Annotated in this window: 24 protein-coding genes and 1 riboswitch; of the genes, 13 read left to right on the top strand and 11 right to left on the bottom strand. The window is 41.8% G+C overall.

The features are described 5' to 3' along the window. Together BLL40_RS11140 and BLL40_RS11135 are read left to right on the top strand one after the other, a co-directional pair. Window positions 1-519: DegT/DnrJ/EryC1/StrS family aminotransferase (locus tag BLL40_RS11140; protein WP_173799924.1), on the top strand; the 519-nt coding region annotated here is incomplete at its 5' end. Between the two features lie 182 nt (window positions 520-701). Beyond that, a complete protein-coding gene (locus BLL40_RS11135) occupies window positions 702-971 on the top strand; it encodes a hypothetical protein (protein WP_073711968.1) in 270 nt (89 codons plus the stop codon). A gap of 101 nt (window positions 972-1,072) precedes the next feature. Here the strand turns inward: BLL40_RS11135 and BLL40_RS11130 are convergent, their stop codons facing one another. Further along, window positions 1,073-2,545 (bottom strand): flagellin N-terminal helical domain-containing protein, encoded by a 1,473-nt coding sequence (locus tag BLL40_RS11130; RefSeq protein WP_073711967.1) that lies wholly within the window; start codon window positions 2,543-2,545, stop codon window positions 1,073-1,075. 307 nt (window positions 2,546-2,852) lie between these two features. Here BLL40_RS11130 and BLL40_RS11125 point away from each other — a divergent pair, with 307 nt between their 5' ends. The 3 genes from BLL40_RS11125 (at window position 2,853) to BLL40_RS11115 (ending at window position 4,965) form a co-directional block, all read left to right on the top strand. Further along, complete coding sequence (locus tag BLL40_RS11125; protein WP_073711966.1) at window positions 2,853-3,680, top strand: SGNH/GDSL hydrolase family protein; 828 nt, start codon at window positions 2,853-2,855, stop codon at window positions 3,678-3,680. Window positions 3,681-3,952: 272 nt separating this feature from the next. Beyond that, complete coding sequence (locus BLL40_RS11120; protein WP_073711965.1) at window positions 3,953-4,183, top strand: hypothetical protein; 231 nt, start codon at window positions 3,953-3,955, stop codon at window positions 4,181-4,183. 149 nt (window positions 4,184-4,332) lie between these two features. Then, window positions 4,333-4,965, top strand: a complete 633-nt coding sequence (locus tag BLL40_RS11115) for an FMN-dependent NADH-azoreductase (protein ID WP_073711964.1) — start codon at window positions 4,333-4,335, stop codon at window positions 4,963-4,965. A 134-nt stretch (window positions 4,966-5,099) separates the two neighbouring features. Here BLL40_RS11115 and BLL40_RS11110 read toward each other — a convergent pair whose 3' ends face one another. Next, entirely contained in the window at window positions 5,100-5,954 is an 855-nt protein-coding gene (locus BLL40_RS11110) for a YitT family protein (protein WP_073711963.1), read from the bottom strand. A gap of 235 nt (window positions 5,955-6,189) precedes the next feature. Beyond that, window positions 6,190-6,275: riboswitch (cyclic di-GMP riboswitch) on the top strand. A gap of 41 nt (window positions 6,276-6,316) precedes the next feature. Here BLL40_RS11110 and BLL40_RS11100 point away from each other — a divergent pair. Next, entirely contained in the window at window positions 6,317-6,508 is a 192-nt protein-coding gene (locus BLL40_RS11100) for a hypothetical protein (protein WP_073711962.1), read from the top strand. 210 nt (window positions 6,509-6,718) lie between these two features. On the opposite strand, the gene BLL40_RS11095 is transcribed toward BLL40_RS11100, so the two are convergent. Continuing rightward, window positions 6,719-7,453, bottom strand: coding sequence for a YqcI/YcgG family protein (locus BLL40_RS11095; protein WP_073711988.1), 735 nt, complete (start codon window positions 7,451-7,453; stop codon window positions 6,719-6,721). Between the two features lie 350 nt (window positions 7,454-7,803). On the opposite strand from BLL40_RS11095, the gene BLL40_RS18055 reads away from it, so the two are divergent. Then, a complete protein-coding gene (locus BLL40_RS18055) occupies window positions 7,804-7,938 on the top strand; it encodes a hypothetical protein (protein WP_281247257.1) in 135 nt (44 codons plus the stop codon). Between the two features lie 49 nt (window positions 7,939-7,987). On the opposite strand, the gene BLL40_RS11090 is transcribed toward BLL40_RS18055, so the two are convergent. Genes BLL40_RS11090 through BLL40_RS11080 form a run of 3 tightly spaced genes read right to left on the bottom strand, consistent with a single transcriptional unit; the run spans window position 7,988 to window position 9,565 of the window. Further along, entirely contained in the window at window positions 7,988-8,296 is a 309-nt protein-coding gene (locus BLL40_RS11090; RefSeq protein WP_073711961.1) for a monooxygenase, read from the bottom strand. Between the two features lie 3 nt (window positions 8,297-8,299). Next, a complete protein-coding gene (locus tag BLL40_RS11085) occupies window positions 8,300-9,232 on the bottom strand; it encodes a DsbA family protein (protein WP_073711960.1) in 933 nt (310 codons plus the stop codon). 24 nt (window positions 9,233-9,256) lie between these two features. Beyond that, entirely contained in the window at window positions 9,257-9,565 is a 309-nt protein-coding gene (locus BLL40_RS11080) for a winged helix-turn-helix transcriptional regulator (protein WP_073711959.1), read from the bottom strand. A gap of 308 nt (window positions 9,566-9,873) precedes the next feature. Here BLL40_RS11080 and BLL40_RS11075 point away from each other — a divergent pair, with 308 nt between their 5' ends. Beyond that, window positions 9,874-10,362 (top strand): VanZ family protein, encoded by a 489-nt coding sequence (locus tag BLL40_RS11075; protein ID WP_245797940.1) that lies wholly within the window; start codon window positions 9,874-9,876, stop codon window positions 10,360-10,362. Window positions 10,363-10,704: 342 nt separating this feature from the next. Here the strand turns inward: BLL40_RS11075 and BLL40_RS11070 are convergent, their stop codons facing one another. The 5 genes from BLL40_RS11070 to BLL40_RS11050 form a co-directional block, all read right to left on the bottom strand. Beyond that, window positions 10,705-11,979, bottom strand: a complete 1,275-nt coding sequence (locus BLL40_RS11070) for a TRAP transporter large permease (RefSeq protein ID WP_073711957.1) — start codon at window positions 11,977-11,979, stop codon at window positions 10,705-10,707. 4 nt (window positions 11,980-11,983) lie between these two features. Continuing rightward, a complete protein-coding gene (locus BLL40_RS11065; RefSeq protein ID WP_073711956.1) occupies window positions 11,984-12,475 on the bottom strand; it encodes a TRAP transporter small permease in 492 nt (163 codons plus the stop codon). A 68-nt stretch (window positions 12,476-12,543) separates the two neighbouring features. After that, complete coding sequence (gene dctP / locus BLL40_RS11060) at window positions 12,544-13,560, bottom strand: TRAP transporter substrate-binding protein DctP (protein WP_073711955.1); 1,017 nt, start codon at window positions 13,558-13,560, stop codon at window positions 12,544-12,546. Window positions 13,561-13,579: 19 nt separating this feature from the next. Further along, window positions 13,580-14,665, bottom strand: a complete 1,086-nt coding sequence (locus BLL40_RS11055) for an NAD(P)-dependent alcohol dehydrogenase (protein ID WP_073711954.1) — start codon at window positions 14,663-14,665, stop codon at window positions 13,580-13,582. Window positions 14,666-14,716: 51 nt separating this feature from the next. Continuing rightward, on the bottom strand, window positions 14,717-15,751 hold the full coding sequence (locus BLL40_RS11050) for a zinc-dependent alcohol dehydrogenase (RefSeq protein WP_073711953.1): 1,035 nt from the start codon (window positions 15,749-15,751) through the stop codon (window positions 14,717-14,719). A 235-nt stretch (window positions 15,752-15,986) separates the two neighbouring features. Between BLL40_RS11050 and BLL40_RS11045 the strand changes: the two genes are divergently transcribed. The 5 genes from BLL40_RS11045 to BLL40_RS11025 all read left to right on the top strand — a co-directional run bounded on the left by BLL40_RS11045 (window position 15,987) and on the right by BLL40_RS11025 (window position 20,558). Then, a complete protein-coding gene (locus BLL40_RS11045; RefSeq protein WP_425429414.1) occupies window positions 15,987-16,991 on the top strand; it encodes a LacI family DNA-binding transcriptional regulator in 1,005 nt (334 codons plus the stop codon). A 23-nt stretch (window positions 16,992-17,014) separates the two neighbouring features. Next, complete coding sequence (locus tag BLL40_RS11040; RefSeq protein ID WP_073711952.1) at window positions 17,015-17,218, top strand: hypothetical protein; 204 nt, start codon at window positions 17,015-17,017, stop codon at window positions 17,216-17,218. An 18-nt stretch (window positions 17,219-17,236) separates the two neighbouring features. Then, a complete protein-coding gene (locus tag BLL40_RS11035) occupies window positions 17,237-18,091 on the top strand; it encodes a transketolase (protein ID WP_073711951.1) in 855 nt (284 codons plus the stop codon). A 3-nt stretch (window positions 18,092-18,094) separates the two neighbouring features. Beyond that, entirely contained in the window at window positions 18,095-19,057 is a 963-nt protein-coding gene (locus BLL40_RS11030) for a transketolase family protein (RefSeq protein ID WP_073711950.1), read from the top strand. 64 nt (window positions 19,058-19,121) lie between these two features. Continuing rightward, the gene (locus tag BLL40_RS11025; protein ID WP_073711949.1) at window positions 19,122-20,558 is read left to right on the top strand and encodes an aldehyde dehydrogenase family protein; all 1,437 of its coding nucleotides are present in this window, start codon (window positions 19,122-19,124) and stop codon (window positions 20,556-20,558) included. The last annotated feature ends 46 nt before the right edge of the window (window positions 20,559-20,604 follow it).

The raw sequence follows: 20,604 nt of genomic DNA, 5'->3' as shown, positions 1-20,604 counted from the left end.
TTAGCGACACAGGCACGTGATCCAGCTCCCCATTATCAGCATAGCGAATTAGGATATAATTATCGTATGAGCAACATTTTAGCGGGTGTAGGCCGTGCACAGTTGGAAGTGCTGGATGAACGTGTGCATGCGCGCCGTGCGGTCTTTGATCGGTATGTGGAAGCATTCGGTAATATAGATGGGTTTGATTTTATGCCAGATTTAGAAGGGTTCAAACATAACCGTTGGCTGACGACGCTGACGATTGACCCGGAGAAGGTTGGATTTACATCGATGGAGCTGATTGATGCATTATCTGCCGAGAACATAGAAGCACGTCCTGTCTGGAAGCCGTTGCACTTGCAGCCGTTGTTTGAAAGGGCAAAGTATTATGCCCACGAAGAAGGCAGAAGTGTATCGGATGAGTTGTTTGTGAATGGGGTTTGTTTGCCATCAGGGTCCAATATGACAGTGGAGCAACAAGAGCGTGTCACCCATATTATTGGTGAGATGTTGAAGGTGAAATCATTGCATGTTTAATATAAACCCAGTCGGCTATGGTCGGCTGAGGTATTGTTAGATCAAGCTACTTTAGTGCGGTGATTAGGTGAAAAGGAAGTTCCTTTATATGCAGGGCATTTAAAGGAACGGTGGCGATGAGATGAAATGAGACGGATCAAATGCGAGATCATTGTGGTGATGATGTGGGTGTTTGTTCATAATTGGCAGTAGGGATTTTTGTCGTTGAAGAAGAGCCGAAAAAAGCGGATATGATCATTGTGTTAAGTGGTGCGGGTCGTTTAGAAAAAGCAACTGACTTGTACAAAGAAAGGTATGCAGAATATGTGTTGCTTTCTGTTAAAAGTGTCTCGATTTTGTTGATCCTCGTTGAAAGGCTTCCTTTTTCATTACTTAAAACAGTACTCATTAAGTTCACAAATAGAGGACGTATGGAACGAACTGGAGCATGTATAGGGAAACATCGTTGCTGAGGCAGCTCTATTTTAATAAGGCCCGGATCATTCGGGCCGTATGTCTTACGTATAAAAAGAAAACGCCTGTTTAGAGTGTACGGTTTCTTTTGGATTTTTTTCTAAGATTTTAATAATTCTAATATTCCTTGTGGGAGCTGGTTCGACTGTGCGAACATCGCCTGTCCGGACTGCATGAGAATATTTCGTTTCGTGAATTCAGTCATTTCAAATGCCATATTTGCATCGGTAATACGTGACTCAGAAGATGTCGCATTTTCTGCTGCATTCGTTACATTTGTATGTAAGTATTTAAGTGCGTTTTGGTACGCTCCGTATTTTGAACGTTCCATTGATACTTTTTCAATGGCTACATCCAGTTGCATAATTGCCAGCTGGGCATCCTCGTGTGTGTCAACCGATACGCCATGAATGCCGAGTCCGGCTGTGGTAGCGTTTGTAAGGCGGATTTCCATTTCATCTGATTGATTGGCGCCGACCTGTAAATAAAGGATGCCTTTTTGTGCCTCAGAAGAGATGCCTCCCCCTGAATTGTTTTCAATGTCGTCTGTTAAATCGTTCTGTAATTTGTTTTTTACATCATCAGCAGTAGAAATTTCATCTGATTTATAAAGCTTGCCGCCAGTTGTATCAGTCAGCTGATCGAAAGCTGTGTCCGCCAGAGAGCCAAAACTGAATACATACGTTTGAATATCATCTTCATCATAGCCAAGTATATCGTTTGTTCCTTCAAGCAATACAGCGGTGTCACCTTCTGAACCTGAACCTGATTCATTGTCGACATCTGTGAAAAGCACGAATATTTTTTCGGAACCGGATCGGTAGCCCAGTTTCTGTCCAATTTCACCTTCTGGAACAGTTTTATTAATATTTTCATAAGGTTTTGTAAGGCTAGTTGCTGTGTTTAGTGTTTCTACGTTATTTTTAATAACTAATGCATTTTCAGAGAAAGGCTTATAATACGGATTTTGTGTGGTGATATTAACAACTGCGATATTCGCATTCAGTGATTTTTTTGTTAAGCCGTCTACAAAACCTGAAATACCTTGGATGACCGCGTCCAGTCGATTAGCACCAAGCATGCTACCAGAGTAATCAATGAAGAAGACAATGTCCACCATGGCGGCGTTGGCGCCGGGTAGAAACGGAGTGGTGACTTCTTGTGTCAACGGCCGGATTCCATTAAAGTCGGTATTATTTGCGATTTCATTGATTCCTTTTTTTAATTGCTCTAGTTCCTTTTGAATGGCTCTACGGTCTTCCGTTGTCAACGTGCCATTCGATGCTTGGAGGGCCAACTCACGCATTCGCTGAACCATATCCTGAATGCCAGCAAGGCCTCCATCCGCTGTTTGTGTGAGAGAGATGCCGTCCAACATGTTTCGTTCTGCCTGATTAAGTCCACGTACTTGCGCCTGCATCTTTTTAGATATCGCAAGACCGGCTGCATCGTCGGCTGCCTGATTGATACGAAGTCCGGATGATAATTTTTCTAAACTTTTTGAAACAGACGCTTGTGTCAAGTTCAATTGTCTATATGTATTAATTGATTGAATGTTATGATTGATCCTCACCTATATCCTCCTCCATTTACCGTAGTTTGCTGTATACACTTATAGTAATTATTACTTAATCCTTACCAAATGGGAATAAAATTGTAAAAAAATAATCAAAAAAGCACATTTTTTCCTTTTATCCTAGTAAAAATATATGGAAATTTTGTTAATTATTTGCGGTATGTGTGAAGGCAAGAGGAGTTTAGCCAGGTTACGGCGAAGTTTTCTTAATGAAGTCCATTTTGAAGTATGTGGTAAGTCGTTTTTTATTTTCTATATGGATTGATTTATATTAACCATAATAGAAAGAAAAAGGAGTGCTTTCATGAAAAAGAGCAGCATTTTTGTGTTCATAACAGTCGTCGTTGCTTTTGGATTTTTAATTTTAGGTTTTGTCTCGTATCAGGGCAAGTTGGACAGAATTGAACGTGAAGCGTGGGCCAGTCAAGACTTAAAACAGGCTCAAAAGGAAAAAGAAAGCGCTTTATTGGAGGAGTTAAATCCTAGTCAACATCCAGGACAATCCGTATTGGACTTTTTGCGTTATCAATCGTTGGTAAACGGTGAAGTGGTGATTTCGTTGCTTGGCAGCGATAGTATTGCGGGCGTAGATGATACGTTATTACAAAACAAATTGCAATCATTTGATCCACTATTTAAAACGGTGACGGTTCACAATTATGGCTTTGAAAGATATTCCACTTCCGATTTAGTAAAGGAGGACAAGCATTTAATCGTCGTTAATGATCTGCCAGACTTGGTGATATTTGAAACGTCGATTATCGCGAATCAAAAAGAAGAAGTGTACTATGATCAAACGGATGAAGATATTGAGACGATGATGTCTGATATGACAAGCAAACTTCCGAATACGCGTTTTCTGATTATCTCACCGAACCCAACAGCGGATGATGAGAGAGGCGAGAATAATCCGATGGGGTATACGCGTCAAGGATATTTAGACAGTACGAAAGCTTTTATAGAAGATGCTCAATGGGAATACTTTGATGTGAATGCGGCGATGAAAACGAAAGTCGGGGAAGAACATCGAAGTGTGGGAGACATTTTAGCAGATGATATTCATTTGAATGAGGAAGGGTATGAGATGTGGGGCGACGTTCTTTTTCATTACTTTGGACGGACTCACCAATAATCGTTGAAAATGATCAAGAGCCCCGGCGTGCTGGGGCTTTTATACATGTAATGATATTTGCTTAAAACGCTTTAGTATGGAAAGCGTTTTATGAAGAATTGTTAAATTATTGTAAAATTTAGTAAAGGATGAGTGTTACGGAGAAAAGCGGCTTTTGGAATGAACAAGATCAGCCTTTTGTTACAGAAAAAAAGATGAAATCTATGAAATGAAGGCATAAAGTTGAAAGCGTTTTCATATACTAGTTAAAGCGATATGAAAGGGTGAGGGGGATGAATGATACAAAACGAATGGTCATGTCTATGAATCAACCATATGAAAACGAGGAAAGAGAGTATGATGTACAGACCGTGACGTTTCGGCAAAAATGTATCATTGCATGGCACAAATACTACTATCTGAAGTATCAATATTTAGCAGAAGGCTGCATTAACAAAAAGATTAGAGAGGAACTTGAAGAAAAGAAGGCACGTCATTATAAAAAATATATGGACATTTTATAGAGAAATGAGCGATGAACCTCCTGACGTGTCAGGGGGGTTTTTAACTATTTCATTTTCTCGTGTGCCTAGTCTTGACTTTTATGCTAGTTTAATATATTATTAATTCGAGATAAATGAATTGATAATAACTAAAGGAGATTGACAATATAATGAACGTATTAGTCATAAAAGCAAATAACCGTCCAGCAACAGATGCTGTATCAAGTAAAATGTATGAAACGTTTATGAAGAACATAGAAGGCGTCAACGTAACAACGTACGATGTATTTGCGGAAGATATGCCTTACTTTGGTCAAGAATTGTTCAACGCTTTCGGTAAAGTACAATCAGGCGAAGAAATGACAGACATAGAACAGCGTATTTTAGCTGCAAAGCAAAAAGCAATGGATGCATTAACAGCAGCAGACGTCGTTGTATTTGCGTTCCCATTATGGAACTTAACGATCCCAGCTAAATTACAAACATTCATCGACTATGTGTACCAAGCTGGTTTTACATTCAAATATGATGAAAATGGCCAATTGGTCCAATTAATGACGGACAAAAAAGCCGTTATTTTAAGTGCACGTGGCGGCGTTTATTCAACACCGGAAGCGGCACCGATGGAAATGGCTGCTACTTATATTAAAAACGTTGTTGGCGGTGTATTCGGTATGGAAATCGTACAAGAAGTCATTATTGAAGGTCATAATGCAATGCCAGATCAAGCTGAAACCATTATTGCGGAAGGTTTAGCAAAAGTGGAGGCGGCAGCAAAAAGTTTATCAGCCGTAACGGCTTAACGATGATTCAATCATAGCCCTCTGTCAGGTCTATTTGAAATGCAGTAAAATCTGAATGATAGATTTTACTGCATTTTGGTATGAATATGTTTTAGAATTAAAATATATAGCTAATCCAATGATGATAGAGTCAGTTATTTTCTTTGATAATCTTTCGGCAAAGAAAATCCCCTTCCTACAATATCCGAAGCATTTAAAAAAATAACAAAAGAATCGGTGTCATGACTCTGTATTAACTCTTTTAGATAAACGGCTTCTGATTGTTCGACTACGCTAAACAGCAATGCTTTTCTTTGATTCGAAAATCCTCCTTCCGACCATACTCTGGTAAAACCTCTATTGATTTCGTTCCGGATCAGATTTGTTACTTGTTGCTCATTTTCCGTAATAATTAATACAAGCTTAGAAGAGGAGGAGCGAAGTTGTACGACATCTATGACTTTGCTTCCGATAAAAATGGAAATCATCGCATAAAGAGCGAGTTCTAAGTCAAAGGCAATCATCGCAAAAATCACAACAGAGCCATCAATCATTAGCTGTGCAAAACCACTTGACAATCCTGTGTATTTTTTAATGAGCTGACCGATAATAGTCGTACCGCCGGTGGAACCGTTCCCTCGAAAGACCAAGCCAAGACCTGTACCCAAGAGTATTCCCCCATATATCGAGGAGAGCATAGGATCTTCTACAGCAAAAGGTAAGTAAGAGGTTAGCCAAACAAATAAAGGAAGTGACGTCGTTCCCACAAACGTTTTAACACCAAAATCTTTTCCTAAAAGGAAGTATCCGAGAAAAAAGATAGGAATATTCATACTCCATTGAACGAAAGCAGGCGTCCATCCGTACAGACTATAAAGAATCGTGCTGATTCCAGAGACTCCTCCTGCTGCTAAAAGAGCTGGTAATAAAAAGAGATTAAACGACAGTCCGACAAAAAAAGTACCAAGTACAATTAAACTATAAGATCGTAATTCTTTTTGTTTGTTCATATATAAGTCCTTTCTACAGTAATTAAATCTAATACTGGCGATAAATAAAGCTTCTTTCCAATTCATTTAAATGCGGTAAAATCCGTTATCTATTTCTCATATGGCTTTTCGGCTTTGAGGTTGCGTTCTAAAACATTCGGCGCAATCTTGCCTACATCTCCTTTAATTTCTAAAATTAAGAAATATCGTTTCGTTTTCGTAACTTATGTCGTATGATAGAAGATATAATACAAATTGTACGAACGGGCAAAATCATTGAAAAATGATGACGCAAAACTAGAGGGACTAAAGTCTTGAAGACTATGTCAGCCAGTTGCCGAATACGGACCTCCGTACGGTTTTTAGAAAGAGGAGGAGGAAAAATGATTATAGCAAACGAAAGAGGAAATGAGTCAAAAAGAGTCAGCTTTATTCAAAAACTGATTGTTGAATGGCACAAATATCAATATGTAAAGTATCGCTACTTAGAAGCGGGCTGCATAAATGAAAAAGTTAAAACGGGCCTAAGAAAAAGAAAAATGTATCATTATAAAAAATATAGGAACATGTTATAAAGCGCTTCTTTAAGGAAGTGCTTTTTTAATGTCTTTGAAAACAGGAAGATTGTTGGCGTAAAGAACGCCGGGTTGCGTCCCGGCGTTCTTTGCGTTTTCTCTTTATCGCAGATGAACGGGCAGTAAGCCCCCCAATTTGAAACGTAAAGGAATCAAAAAAAGAAGCCGGGGACAAACTACTAGTAAAGACCTGATTGGTTTATCTAACCATCAGCCTTTGCTGATGGAAGATTCACTTTTATGATGAAACGGGCATGTTCCTTTGATCGGTTCGATGTCGTCGCCGATGAAAAATTGTTTCCACTCGTTATGGTCCGGGTCGCCGAAGTGGCTAATGTCCGGATGCTTTGGAAGACGGTCCCATTTCTCAACGCGCTCCCGCACTTTTTCACGAGACATAATGCCGCCTTTTTCTGTTCCTTTTAATCCTTCAAAAATTTTGCGGGGCTGAAATCCGAGTACCATGGAATTGCCGAGGTGCCGGGTTTTTCGCTGCTTATAGGCCGGTGCATTGCCGAAGACGAAGATTGGTTCGCCCTTGAAATGAAAGTCCCATAGAAAGTGTTCAGGGTTTTTTGGGCTTTCTGCCGGCCACTCTACGTGATCTTGTTCATGAACGTATTGGAGAATGTCCCAAAATTGCGTTCTGTATTGTTCGAGTGTCCCTTCTCGTTCAAATGGTTCGACGAAAACGAAGAGGCCGTGCCGGATGAAGGGGGGGTTTTGAAAAAGGGCTAGAAAGTTTTCCAGTGCGTGCGGCAAGTTGGACCAGTCTTTTTGTGTAATGTACGCATAGCGCAGTTCTCCTTTGTGTTCTCCGTTCATGCCAAAATAACAAGGAAATGTCGGATCGGTCACGGTTTGATGAAACGTCGTGTATTCTCGCTTCAGCCAATCAGGCAAATCTTCACGCGTGTTCATCTCTTCTTTCGTCAATAAAGCCATTTTTGTATTCAGCAATCTATTCTCGCCTCCAGTACATTCCATTCATATCATAGCTATATGCAGTACATTACCCATTTCGAAGTGAATTGAAACCGAATCATTTGTATAGAACAAAATAAGTGTGGGCATATTAACGTTAAAAAGAAAAGGGCGAACTATTATGAGGAATGATGAATACATTAATAAGGATGAATATCATGAGGAAGGCCATTTCTTTATAGGGGCTACATGGGCAGCGGTCTTAAGTGTTCCGCTCTGGATTTCATTTTTTGGATGGATCAAATTACTACGCCACTTTTTGTAAAAGAGTACAAGAGGAATGATACTTTTATAATCAGGAGGTACGATAAATGCCGCTCTACCATATGAAAGAAATTTGGACGCCATTAAAATGGATTGGGATTAAAATCTATAAGTCTTACGGTCAAGGTGAAGGGTACTATATGAAATTTCGTGATCAGCATCGAAAGAAAATTGGGTTTTAAGGAAAAAGGGCGATTCCTTGGCATGTGCCGCAAGGGAATCGCCTTTTGATTATGATGAGAGTGGTCCTTGGTTAATGGCTGTTAATGCTTCGTTCGTTTCGAATAGTTTTGCATGCACGGTCGTGACACCGAATCCGTTTAGCCGTTTTGTATGCATTGTCAAATAGCTTTCCGCGTCTGTTTTTGTTTCGAACAGGTAAATGCCACCTGCTTCATTCGTTTCTTTGTTTTCGGTCCATATTTTCCATAGGAATCCTTTTTCATCATTAATGCTTTTTGCCAAATCAGAAAAAGCAGTGGTCATTTCGTCTCCGAACGGTCCTTCATGTTTAAAATCAACTTGCAGTAAATAAGCCATTTGTCATTTCTCCCTTATTGGTTTTTTAATATACGTTTCGCCAAGAATGTCGTTACGCTCGTATGAATCAGCTGAAAGTTCTTTTTGAATAAAGGACGGAATGTTTGCTTGTTCGAGATCGTACAGGACTTCGATTTCTTTTGAAAATAATAGGTCTTCTTGTTCGAGAAGTAATGGCAGTGCAGGGATTGTCTGTGTTTGAAGCGGCTCTGTTATGGAAAGGGCTTGTTCCAGTCCGTTTATATAGAAATCAAGTGGCCGCGCACCGACGATTTTGATGCCTTTGTTTTCTTCGTTGACCATGACGATCGTCGGGAATCCGCTGACGCCGAGTTGTTTTGCGAGTGCAAAGTCTTGCTGCAATAGTTGCTCGCCCGCTTCACTGTTCGCTTCTTTGATGATTGTTTCCCCGTCGAGATTCATTTGATTTAAAATATCGATTAATATTGGTTCGTCCGCGATGTTTTGATTGAAAGCAAAGACGGCTTCTCGTGCCCGCCGTAAAAAGGTGTTCGCAAGCTGAGACTCTGATTGCTGAACGATTTTAAACACGCGGGAAGGCGGGTACGATGAATGGATTGGATTTTCGAGCCAGACGGAACCATCAATCGGCATACGCGAATGTTCTCCGACCTCTCTCCAGTGTGCGGCGACATCAGCCGGACCGGAAATGCCGTTTTTGACGTCCGCGAAGCCTTCCCACGTTTCGAGCAGTCCGCCCATGACGGTTTGAATAGTGAAATAGTGCCCGTATTGTTTTTCAAATCGGCGTAAAACAGGTTCAAGTGCCCAGCAGTGGGAGCAGATCGGGTCTGTTACGTAATACAGAGTAATCTTTTTTTTAGGCTGGTTTAGATCAATCATTTCCATGGCTATATCGTTAGCATCCCCGCATACACCTGTTTCTACATCACAAATCATTTTATTTTTTGTCATCGTTATGTCCTCTTTTCTATACCGTTATTTGTATTGAAGTGCCCATTGCTGAATGGGTTGGAGCGCAGCTGTTAAGGCCATGCCTTTTTCGGTTAGTTCATATGAAATGGTGACAGGAGTGCCCGTTGTTACTTTTTTTTCGATTAATCCATGTTCAGCGAGCTCAGATAGTTTTAAGGATAAGGCTCTAGGCGTAATATCTGTCAGGTCTCTTTTGATTTCAGAAAAGTGGGCTGCGCCATTTGGGGAAAGAGACAAGTAATGAATGATGAGGCCATTCCATTTTTTTCCTAGTATTTCAAATGAGTATTGTAAGTATGGACAAATTTCCATCGGTAACACCTCGCTTATAAATAAAGTATACCTCATATATAAAATATATCAAGTATAAAAAGTATATGGGTGAAAGGAGAAGGTCTTTTGCCATAAAACATATACAGGAAAATCGTTGTATAACCGGTATGTTATGATAATTGTAGAATTTTTTTACAGATTGGAGCGTTTGTTTTGATAGAGTTGCGTGAAGCAAGGAAAGGTTATCGATTAGGAAGGATGAATGGACAATTTTGGATTTGTGCGTTATTCTTTTTAAACGAAGCCCGCCGTCTGTTTAGCGGGCTGTTTCGGGTAGAGGTGGTCTATTGAAAAGGGGAATGAGAGTCGGCATTTTGCTTTTGATTGGAGCGGTCATTTTTCAATTTTCTTCTCAGACGTATGAGCAGCAGTCCCTTGTGCCGCTTCTTAGGCAGGTGCTGCCGGGTGAGCCGTTTGCTGGTGTTTTGTCGCATGTGCACGTATCGTACTGGAACTCGATTATTTCGATAGAGACGAAAGGGTATTATTATTTTGTGGAGTTCTTTATCCGGAAATTTGCCCATTTATTTTTGTTCGGGTGTTTAGCGGCGGCGTTGTTTAGTGTTATGATGCTGGCGAGACCAAAGCGGGTGTGGACGGTTGTGTTATTTTCGTTGATTGGGACGGGAATATATGCGGTGCTCGATGAGTATCACCAATTTTTAACGGGGGGACGGACACCGCTTTTAAAAGATGTCGTGCTTGATATGATCGGGGCGACGGCGGCACTTACGGTGTACGTGCCGCTGTTTTTATGGAGGATGAAGCGAAAATAAAAAAGGTATGTTCTCTTCTTCAGTGTGATGCTGAAGAGAGCATACCTTTTTTTCGTTGGGACTGTCTTTACCCCGCATTAACGGGCAGTAAGACCCCGGCTTCAAGACTTTGAAAAGAAAAGAAGGATAAGCGGGGGATCAACTGCCCGTAAAAGCCCGATTGGTTCGGGCCGGCTGAAGCCGGTCACTCAGGTATTGCCGCAGGACGCGGTGCTCTTTACCTGAGTTCTTGTTTATTCAGTGGGGGATGAGCGGAACGCAGACTAAGATCGTCACGTCCTGTGACAACGTGTGCATGATTCACATCCTGTGAACCTAACCCCCACTGAATGAAGTTTCACTTTATTTCATCAAAGATGGAATCCACGTTGAAAGAGGTGGGAAGAACGAGATGATGAGTACATCGAGTATTAAAATGAGAATGAGCGGGATCACGGCTTTCCCGATTTTAACAACCGATAGTTTGGTCATTTGGGAAACGACGAACAAATCAATACCGACTGGCGGTGTAACTAAGCCGATGGCCAGGTTACATACCATGATGACACCGAAGTGAACAGGATCGATTCCTAATGTGACCGCTGTACTTAACAATAATGGAACAAAGATCAGAATCGCGGCGCCTCCGTCGAGGAACATACCGGCGATAAATAAAATAACGTTTACGATAATTAAGAAGATGTACTTGTTCGTCACAAAGTCTGAAATCAACGCGTAAACCATATCAGGAACGCCTGTGATGCTAATGAAGAAGCCGAATAAACCAGCTGTTCCAATAACAATCATGATGATGGCGCTGCTGACGGCAGATTTCTGAAGCGTTTCGATCAATTGTTTCATCGTAATTTCACGGTAAATAACGAAACCGACGATGAATGAGTACACAACAGCGACAACAGATGCTTCCGTCGGTGTGAAGACACCGCTATAAATACCACCTAAAACGATGGTCGGCATTAATAAAGCGAGAATCGCTGATTTAAACGTTGTCCATACTTCAGCCGGCGATTTACGCTCTTCCCCAACGTAACCACGACGGTTGGCGATAATATATGCGCTGAGAAGAAGAGAGAATGTAATAAGCAGACCAGGCAGGATACCAGCTAAAAAGAGATCACCGATGGACACTTCTGCTGCGACCCCGTACAAGATCATGGCAATACTTGGGGGGATAATAACACCAAGCGCACCTGCAACGGCTTGGTTGGCAGCTGCATATTCTATCTGATAGCCTCTGGCAACCATGGCCGGAATAAGGATGGAGCCGATAGCTGCTGTGGTGGCTGCTCCTGATCCCGAAATGGCTGCAAAAAACATCGATGTAACGATGGCAACCATGGCGAGTCCGCCTGTAAAATGACCTACTAGTGAACTAGCAAAGTTTACGAGACGTTTGGAGATGCCGCCAGCTCCCATTAAGTTTCCGGCGAGAATAAAAAATGGAATAGCCATTAAAGGAAACGAGTTGATCGCGACAAAAATCCTTTGAGGAACAACGTCTAGTGGTAAAGAACCGTGCATCCAGATTCCAGCAACTGTAGAGAGCCCCAGTGAAAAGGCAATGGGTACACTTAAAAACAGGAGAACAAGTAAGGAAATAAAAAATATAGGAAGCATAATCTCACTCCTTTCTTCCTATGAACTCTTCAAAAATACACGTGATGGAGTTCATGAAAAATAGTACTCCTCCAATAGGAAGAGAAAGATAAATGATGAACATTGAAATTCCAGTTCCTGGAGCGGTTTGATTGGAAAACCTTTGAGCAAGGTCTAATCCATACATAATCAAAATGACATAAAAAACCATGGAAATAAGATGAGTGAGAATCACGATCCATTTTCTTATTTTTTCATTAAGTAATTCCGGTACAACTTCGACGGCTAACAGACCCTTATTTCGTAAGGCAAGAGAAGCACCGATTAAGACGACGTAAATCATCAGAAAGCGGGAAAGTTCCTCAGACCAAGCAAGAGATGAACCGAAAACATAGCGGGCAATGACTTGCCAGAAGATAAGGGCAGTCATGGCAGCCATCATTAACGCAACTAAATAGCCACAGAGTTTATTCACTCCGTCGGCCACCCGTATATAGCCATGCATCATGTTTTTCATTTTCTCAACTCCTTAATGAAGAAGGGTAGATAATGATCGATTCATTATCACCCTTCAAGCAGTTCTAATTAATATTCGAAGTTCTGGACTCGATCGATCATATCTTCTCCAATTTTCGGTGCCCATTTCTCGTAGACAGGTTCTACTTTTGCTTTAAATGATTCTCTGTCCGGCTCTGTAATGACAACGCCTTCCTTTTGAATGAATTCAGAAGCCTCTGCTATTTTATCTTGGTTTGCTTGGCGGCCAATCGGTTCAGCATATTCGGCTGCTTTTAAAACGGCTTCTTGCTGATCTTCTGTTAAGCCATCAAAAATACCTTTTGAAATCGCAATGGGTGCTGGAGAAAACCGGTCTTCGATTAAGGCAACGTGACTTTGAACTTCATAGATTTTGGATGATTGAATCGTTGCTAGTGAATTGGAGTGACCATCGATTACACCTTGTTGAAGGCCCGTAAATACTTCTGTCCATGCCATTGGTGTCGGATCTGCTCCAAATGCTTTCCACGTATCAATTTGCACTTCATTTTCCTGTACACGTACTTTCAAGCCTTTTACGTCTTTTACAGAGTTAATTGCATTGTTGGAAGATGTTGCAACGAAACCGTTCTCGACCCAGCCAAGCACTTTAACTTGTGCTGCATCTTCAAATTTTTGTGAGAGTTCATCACCGATTTCACCATCTAAAACAGCATACGCATGTTCGCGGTTATCAAGCAAGAAAGGTAAGTCAAACATGTTAAATTCAGTCACCCAGCCGCCCATAGGACCGGCAGAGATAATTCCCATGTCGAGCGAGTTAATCCCCATTAATTCAAATACTTCGCGCTCGCCGCCTAATGCATTATTGTAGTGAATTTTTACAGACATTTGATCATCTGTTAAGTTTTCCAATTCTTCTTTAAAAGCTTTTGCTGCAATATCAAATTTTGCGCCTTCTGGTTCAGGAATACTTAAGTCCAGTACGATTTGTTTACCCGTGTCTTTCTCGCTATCATTTGCACTATCAGAAGAAGCGCCACAGCCTGCAAGTCCTAAAGATAAAGCCGCTGCCAGAGATGTTACTTTCAATAATTTTTTCATGATAAATCCCCCTTGTTTGTTATGAATGTGGATACACAATGACTTTTAAGCTTCCACTACGATTGGTATGGGCTTGATGCATCGCAGCTTGAATTTCATCAAGCGAGTAGCTGTCCGTTAATACATGTTGTATTTGGCTACCGATCGATGTAAGCAAATCAATCGCCAGTGGATAGGTATTTGTGTAACGATAAACAGAATACAAATTAATTTCATTTTGAAGCATTAACGTGACGTTAAGAGGCACGGCATCCGTTGGCGGGAAGCCAATCACAACGATCGACCCGCCGCGCTTTGTTAGCTCGGGAGTAGATTGAAGCGCTTTCGTATTACCGGACGTTTCAATGATGAGATCAGCGCCAAGCCCTGCTGTCCGTTGTTTTACTTCGTCTAAAATAGACTGTTTTGAAATGTCAATGGCCTTTGTCGCACCGAGTTTAAGTGCCGCTTCAAGCCGGAGTGGTTCCATATCGCTCACAATAATTTCTTTTGCCCCAAAGGCTTTTGCAGCGATAACGGTCATTAATCCGACTGGCCCCATACCTGAAATCACAACGGTGTCACCCGTTTTCAAATGACCACGCTTCACAGCATGAATGCCGACAGACAGTGGTTCTGCCAAGGTAGCGATTTCAAAAGAAAGCCCCTCGGGGATAGTGAATAAAAAGTCTTCCCGGTGTTTTAAATATTGAACGAAAGCTCCTTTAACCGGGGGTGTTGATAAAAATTGTACGTCTGGACAAAGGTTGTAGCGGCCATCTCGGCACCATGAGCAGGTCATACAAGCAACACCAGGTTCGATCGCTACCCGGTCACCTGGACTAAAGCGAGTCACTTCATCTCCTACCGCAACGACAATTCCTGCACATTCATGCCCTTGAATGTGGGGGTATTGAACTTCACGTTTTCCGATTCGGCCATGAGCATAGTAATGAACATCCGAGCCGCAAATTCCGACGGCCATTACTTGAACGAGCACATCTTTACCGGTAACGTGTGGAACGGGCGCATTTGCTACGTTTACTTGCAGCGGCTGTTCAAGATAAGCGACTTTCATTGTTTCCGGTATTGTAAAGGATTGTTTATTTGTTTTTGTCTGACACATAAGGCGACTAACTCCTTTTTTTTAGGTAAGCGTTTACTTTTGGGTAAATAATTAAGCATCGTGACTTAAGAGCACTTTCCCGCATTGTTTTTGTTCGCAAAGTTCAAAGGCATCTTTCCAATGGGCAAGAGGAAGTTTATGCGTAATGATCGGTGCAAGGTTGATTTTTTTCTGTTCAAGAATGTGCATAACCCGCTCCCACGTCGTCATTGAGTGAGCAAGTGAACCGAATACTTGAAGTTGTTTATAAAGAACAGTATCAAAGTCTAACGTCATTTCTTTTCCTGCGATCCCGACTTGAATATGTTTCCCGCGTTGTTTTAATGCAGATAAACAACTTGAAACAGACGGGCCTGCTCCTGCGCATTCAACCGTTACATCGACGCCTTTGCCATTCGTCTCTTTTAGGACAATTGTTTGTAAATCTTCATTGATCACATCGACAACGATGTCAGCACCAAGTTCCTTTGCTAGCTCAAGGCGAGTAGCATCTGCGGACGTTCCCGCGACAATGATTTTACAGCCTTTCATCGCTAATAATGAGAGACAAATTAATCCAATTGGACCAGGGCCGGAAAGTAACACAGTGTCTCCGACTTGAATGGGTGTCAGTTCTTCAATCGCTTGAACTGCACAAGCGAGTGGTTCTGACAAGGCTGCTTCATCAAGGCTCACATTATCCGGTACTTTATAAACCATGTCTTCTCGAACGACCGCATATTTTGTGAAACTGCCATTTACACCATGCCCCATTCCGCGGCGGTCTTTGCAGAACATGTAATAACCGGTTCGACAATATTCGCAAGAACCGCATGTGACAGCTGTTGAACCGAGGACAGTGACCCGGTCACCTGTTTTTACTTTCGTGACGTTTGTTCCAACTTCTGCAATAACACCAGAAAACTCATGCCCCATAATAACGGGTGGATAACTTTTAAATGTTTCATGGTATATATGCAAATCGGTACCGCAAATACCGGTGTAGGCAATGTCTATTTTAACCCCATCATCTGGGCATTCAGGCTCAGGGACTGTTAACAATTCAACATTTCCAACCCCATACTTCGTTTTAAGCAGTGCGTCCATAGTAACCTCCTTATGATGACTCGACATTTGGTAAAGCGCTTTACTTAACTGATTAGTCCGATTATAAGAAAGATTGTACAGAAAAGTCAAACAGTTTTTTTAAATTTTTTTCTTTTTATTCATTTGAAAAACGTATGGTCTGTTCTATCTATTTTAAAAAATTGACAAATTCTCAAAAGAATGATAGTTATTTTCATTAAGCAAGTATCATTTTATTGTTAGAAAGAGAGCACTGATGATGAAACCAACCATTTATGACGTCGCGAGCAAAGCAAATGTTTCAATAGCAACTGTTTCAAAAGTGTTAAATAGCTCAGGAAGAATCAGCGACGAGACAAGAAAACGTGTGTTGAAAGTGATCGAACAGTTAAACTATCAGCCGAGTATGATGGCGACGGCGTTAACAGGAAAGAGCACGTTTACAATTGGCCTGCTTATACCCGATATGGCCAATCCGTTCTTTGCTGAATTGACGCGGAATATTGAGGACAGAGGCCATGAACTAGGCTACAATTTGCTCATTTGCAGCACGGATTACCACCCAGATAAGGAACAAAACTACATCGAACTATTAAAAAGAAAGAGCGTTGACGGTATTATTTTAGCTTCTGGATTTGAAAAGACCTCTGAAGTAGACAAACTTGTGAAAGAAAAGTTTCCGGTAACGATTGTCGCACGTGACTTTCCTTCAACGTATGTAAATTCCGTGTCATTAGACGATTTTCAAGGGGGGTATGAAGCAACGTCTTATTTAATCCAATTGGGCCACCGGCAGATCGCAGTACTCGCAAGGAATGTGTGGAGTAACCGTGAACGGATGAGAGGGTACGAAAAAGCGCTTGAAGATCATGGTCTAGAAAAATATGACGTGTTTACGTTTGTGGAGAAATCAACTGTCGAGTGGGGGAAAAAGGTGGCAACGGAATATTTGCGTTGTGGGAAACCGCTTACTGCCATCTTCGCTTGCAATGACCTGTTGGCGAGTGGGGCTATCCAGGCCGCTCGGAGCCGGGACCTGCACGTTCCAAATGATATATCCATTATCGGTTTTGATAATACAGTCATCGCGACGCTTGTCGATCCTCAGCTGACCACAATGGCCCAGCCGATCAGAGCCATGGGGCGTGAAGTAATGGATTTGATGGTAGGGGAGATAAAAAAAGAAGAGCAATCTAAAAGGCGAATTGTCCTTAGTCCAACTTTAGTTAAACGAGGATCGACTGCCGAATTGAACAAATAATCAACAAAAAGGGGTAAATTTACTTGAAAAGTTTCACAGGTAAATTTACTCCTAAAAATGAAAACGCTAACAAAAAAATCATTAGAAAATTTAAAAAAGTGTTTATTTTTTCTTTAAGATTGATTATAGTGTTAGGTAAGCGATTACCCAAAACAAATTTTTTGAAGGTTTATTTTTTTATTTCATGGTTAAGCGCTTTACCAATAATAAAAATTTTATATAAATAACTAAAGGAGAAATATACAATGTCAGCACAACTTGATTTTGCAGAAATAGAACAATTAAAACAAAAAGCAGCTGAGGCGAGAAGACTTGTTTTGGAAACAGTCCATCATGCTGGAGCTGGTCATATTGGTGGCCCCCTTTCGGCTATTGATATGCTCGTAAGTTTGTACTTTGGCGTCATGAATGTTAATCAAAACGATCCGAAGTGGGCAGAGCGGGATCGTTTCGTTCTCTCAAAAGGACATTCAGCGATTGCTTTATATACAGTTCTTGCGCAGCGCGGTTATTTCCCGATTGAGGAATTAAAAACATTTGACGAGATTAATTCTCGTTTGCAAGCGCATCCGGATATGAACTTACTCCCAGGTCTTGATATGTCATCTGGATCACTCGGACAAGGTATTTCAGCAGCTGTCGGTATGGCAATTGGTGCAAAAAAGCTTGGAAAAGCATTTTATACGTATTGTATGATCGGCGATGGTGAGTCACAAGAAGGTCAAGTGTGGGAAGCGGCTGATATCGCGGCGAAATACAAGTTGGATAATTTAATTGTATTGATGGATTTCAACCAGTTGCAGCAGTTTGGCTGGGATGGATCAGATGGACGAGAAAGAGAACGTCCTGTTACATCACCTGCTGAGCGCTTTAAAGCATTTGGATGGCACACGATTTCTGCTGACGGGCATCATTTTGAGCAAATCATTGATGCTTGTAACGAAGCGAAAGAAGTAAAGGATAAACCAACGATTATCATTGCTAAAACGATCAAAGGAAAAGGCGTCAGTTTCATGGAAAATCAGTATCTCTGGCATTCTAAAATTCCGACTGCGGAAGAGTTAAAAATAGCTTCACAAGAATTAATGGCGGGGGTGTAAAAAATGAGCCAATTGTTGCAAGTGGGAGAAAAAGCATCGATGCGTGATGTCTTTGGAGAAGTGTTATTAAACATTACAAAAAAAGATACGAAAGCAGTCGTGTTAGATGGAGATCTGGCGAATTCAACGAAAACGGATACAGTAGCGAAAGGAAATGCCGCTCAGTTTCTGCAAATGGGCATTGCTGAACAAAATATGATGGGTGTAGCGGCGGGCCTTGCTTCTGTAGGTCTTCAGCCGTGGGTATGCACATTCGCTTCATTTATTACGAAAAGAGCACTCGATCAAATTACCGTTTCAGTAGCTCAGCCTAAATTAAATGTGAAAATGATCGGTGCTTACAGTGGGCTGTTAACGGGCTGTACGGGAAAGACACACCAAGGTGTGGAAGATGTAGCGATTATGCGCAGTATCCCAAATATGGTTGTTCTTGCACCAGCAGACGGGGTTGAGTTAATTCACATGATGGAATTTGCTCATCAATATGATGGACCTGTTTACATTCGTCTTGCGCGGGATGCGCAGCCGCAAATCTTCGACATAGAAACACATCGATTTGAATTAGGGAAAGGCTTGTTTGTGAAAGAAGGTGGCGATCTTACGATTATCACCACAGGTACACAAACGGAACGCTCAGTAGAAGCCGCTCGTTTGTTAGAAAAAGAAGGTATTCACGCATCTGTTTTGCATATGCCGACGATCAAGCCACTTGATCAGGAAGCCGTTGTGAAGGCCGCCCGTGAAACGGGAGCGATTGTCGTTGCAGAAGAGCATAACATTATTGGTGGACTAGGCAGTGCTGTTGCTGAAATTCTCGGTGAACAGTATCCAACACCGATGATCCGGGTCGGTGTGCAAGATCGCAACACAGAATCAGGCAAGAATGAAGATCTCCTGAAAAAATACAACATTACGCCTGCTGATATGGTTGTGAAAGCGAAAGAAGTATTAAGCCGGAAAAGGTAAAGTGGAGTAAGTTTTGAATGCAAGCAAATTCATGATAAATAAAAAGATGAGGAGCGCGAACACGATGTCTGAATCGATAAATAAACAACAGTTGTTCATAAATGGAGAATGGGTGGAGGGGTCTGCCTATACGAAACTGACTTCTCCTTATAGTGAAAAAGAGATTGCACAAATCCCTTCTGCGAATGATGAAGAAATTGACCATGCGATTGAAGCAGCATTCCAAGCTAAAGCGGTCATGGCAAAGATGCCAGCTCATCAACGTGCTTCTATTTTGGAAAAGGTTTCTGTGTTGCTTGAGGAGCGAGGAGATGAGGCAGCGATTCTTCTTGCGAAAGAAGCCGCGAAGCCGCTCGTGTATGCAAAAGCGGAAGTAAGCCGAACAGTTCAAACGTACAAATTTGCGGCAGAAGAAGCGAAAAGACTTCATGGTGAGATGATTCCGATGGATGCTGCTCCAGGAGGAGAAAACAGAATCGCTTATACAACGCATGAGCCTATTGGCGTTATCGGTGCAATTACACCATTTAATTTTCCGCTCAATTTAGTTGCGCATAAGCTTGGCCCTGCGATTGCGGCCGGAAACACAGTTGTACTGAAGCCAGCTAGTCAAACGCCATTGACATCGTATTTTACCGCAAAGCTGTTTGAAGATGCGGGACTGCCTGCTGGTGCGTTAAATGTCATTACAGGTGGAGGGAGAATTGTCGGCGATAAAATTGTCACAGATGAACGTGTGAACATGGTTACGTTTACAGGAAGCCCGGGCGTGGGGATCGGCATTCGCAATAAAGCAGGACTGAAACGGGTAACGCTAGAGCTTGGATCAAACGCGGCTGTTATCCTTGATAAAGAGGTCAATATTGATAAGATTATTGATCGTTGCATTATGGGGGCTTTTTCAAATCAAGGACAAGTCTGTATTTCATTGCAACGCGTGTATGCACATGAAGATGTGTATGACTCATTCGTTGAAAAGTTTGTTGAAGCGACGAAAAAGTTGACGATTGGCGACCCGCTTGATCCGGAAACAGACGTATCCGCTTTAATTACACCAGGAGATGTGGATCGTGCGCTCAGCTGGATTCATGAAGCAAAGCAAGGTGGCGCGACGATTGCAGCAGGTGGCGAAGCGGAAGGGCATATTCTTCAGCCGACCGTCATTTTAGATGCTGACTCAAACTTGAAAGTATCTTGCCAGGAAGTGTTTGCCCCGATCGTTGTCATTAACAAAGTGAAGACGGTTGAAGAAGCCATTAATCTTGTTAATGATTCACGCTTCGGTCTGCAAGCGGGCATTTACACGGAAAACGTGCATACAGCATTTGATGCAGCAGACGCATTACACGTAGGCGGTGTTTTAGTAAATGATATCCCTACTTTCCGTGTGGATCATATGCCGTACGGTGGTGTGAAAGAAAGTGGCACTGGACGTGAAGGGATTAAATATGCAGTAGAAGAAATGACCGAAATGAAGCTCGTTATTTTTAACCGTAACTAAAAAAAGCCGGGCGGGGTCATTTTAAATCTCCGCCCGTCTCTCTCTT

It is taken from the genome of Domibacillus mangrovi (assembly GCF_001906925.1).
GTDB classification, from domain to species: Bacteria; Bacillota; Bacilli; order Bacillales; family Domibacillaceae; genus Domibacillus; species Domibacillus mangrovi.
The sequence above is the reverse complement of the archived record's forward strand: the minus strand, read 5'-3'. Positions and strand labels throughout refer to the sequence as shown.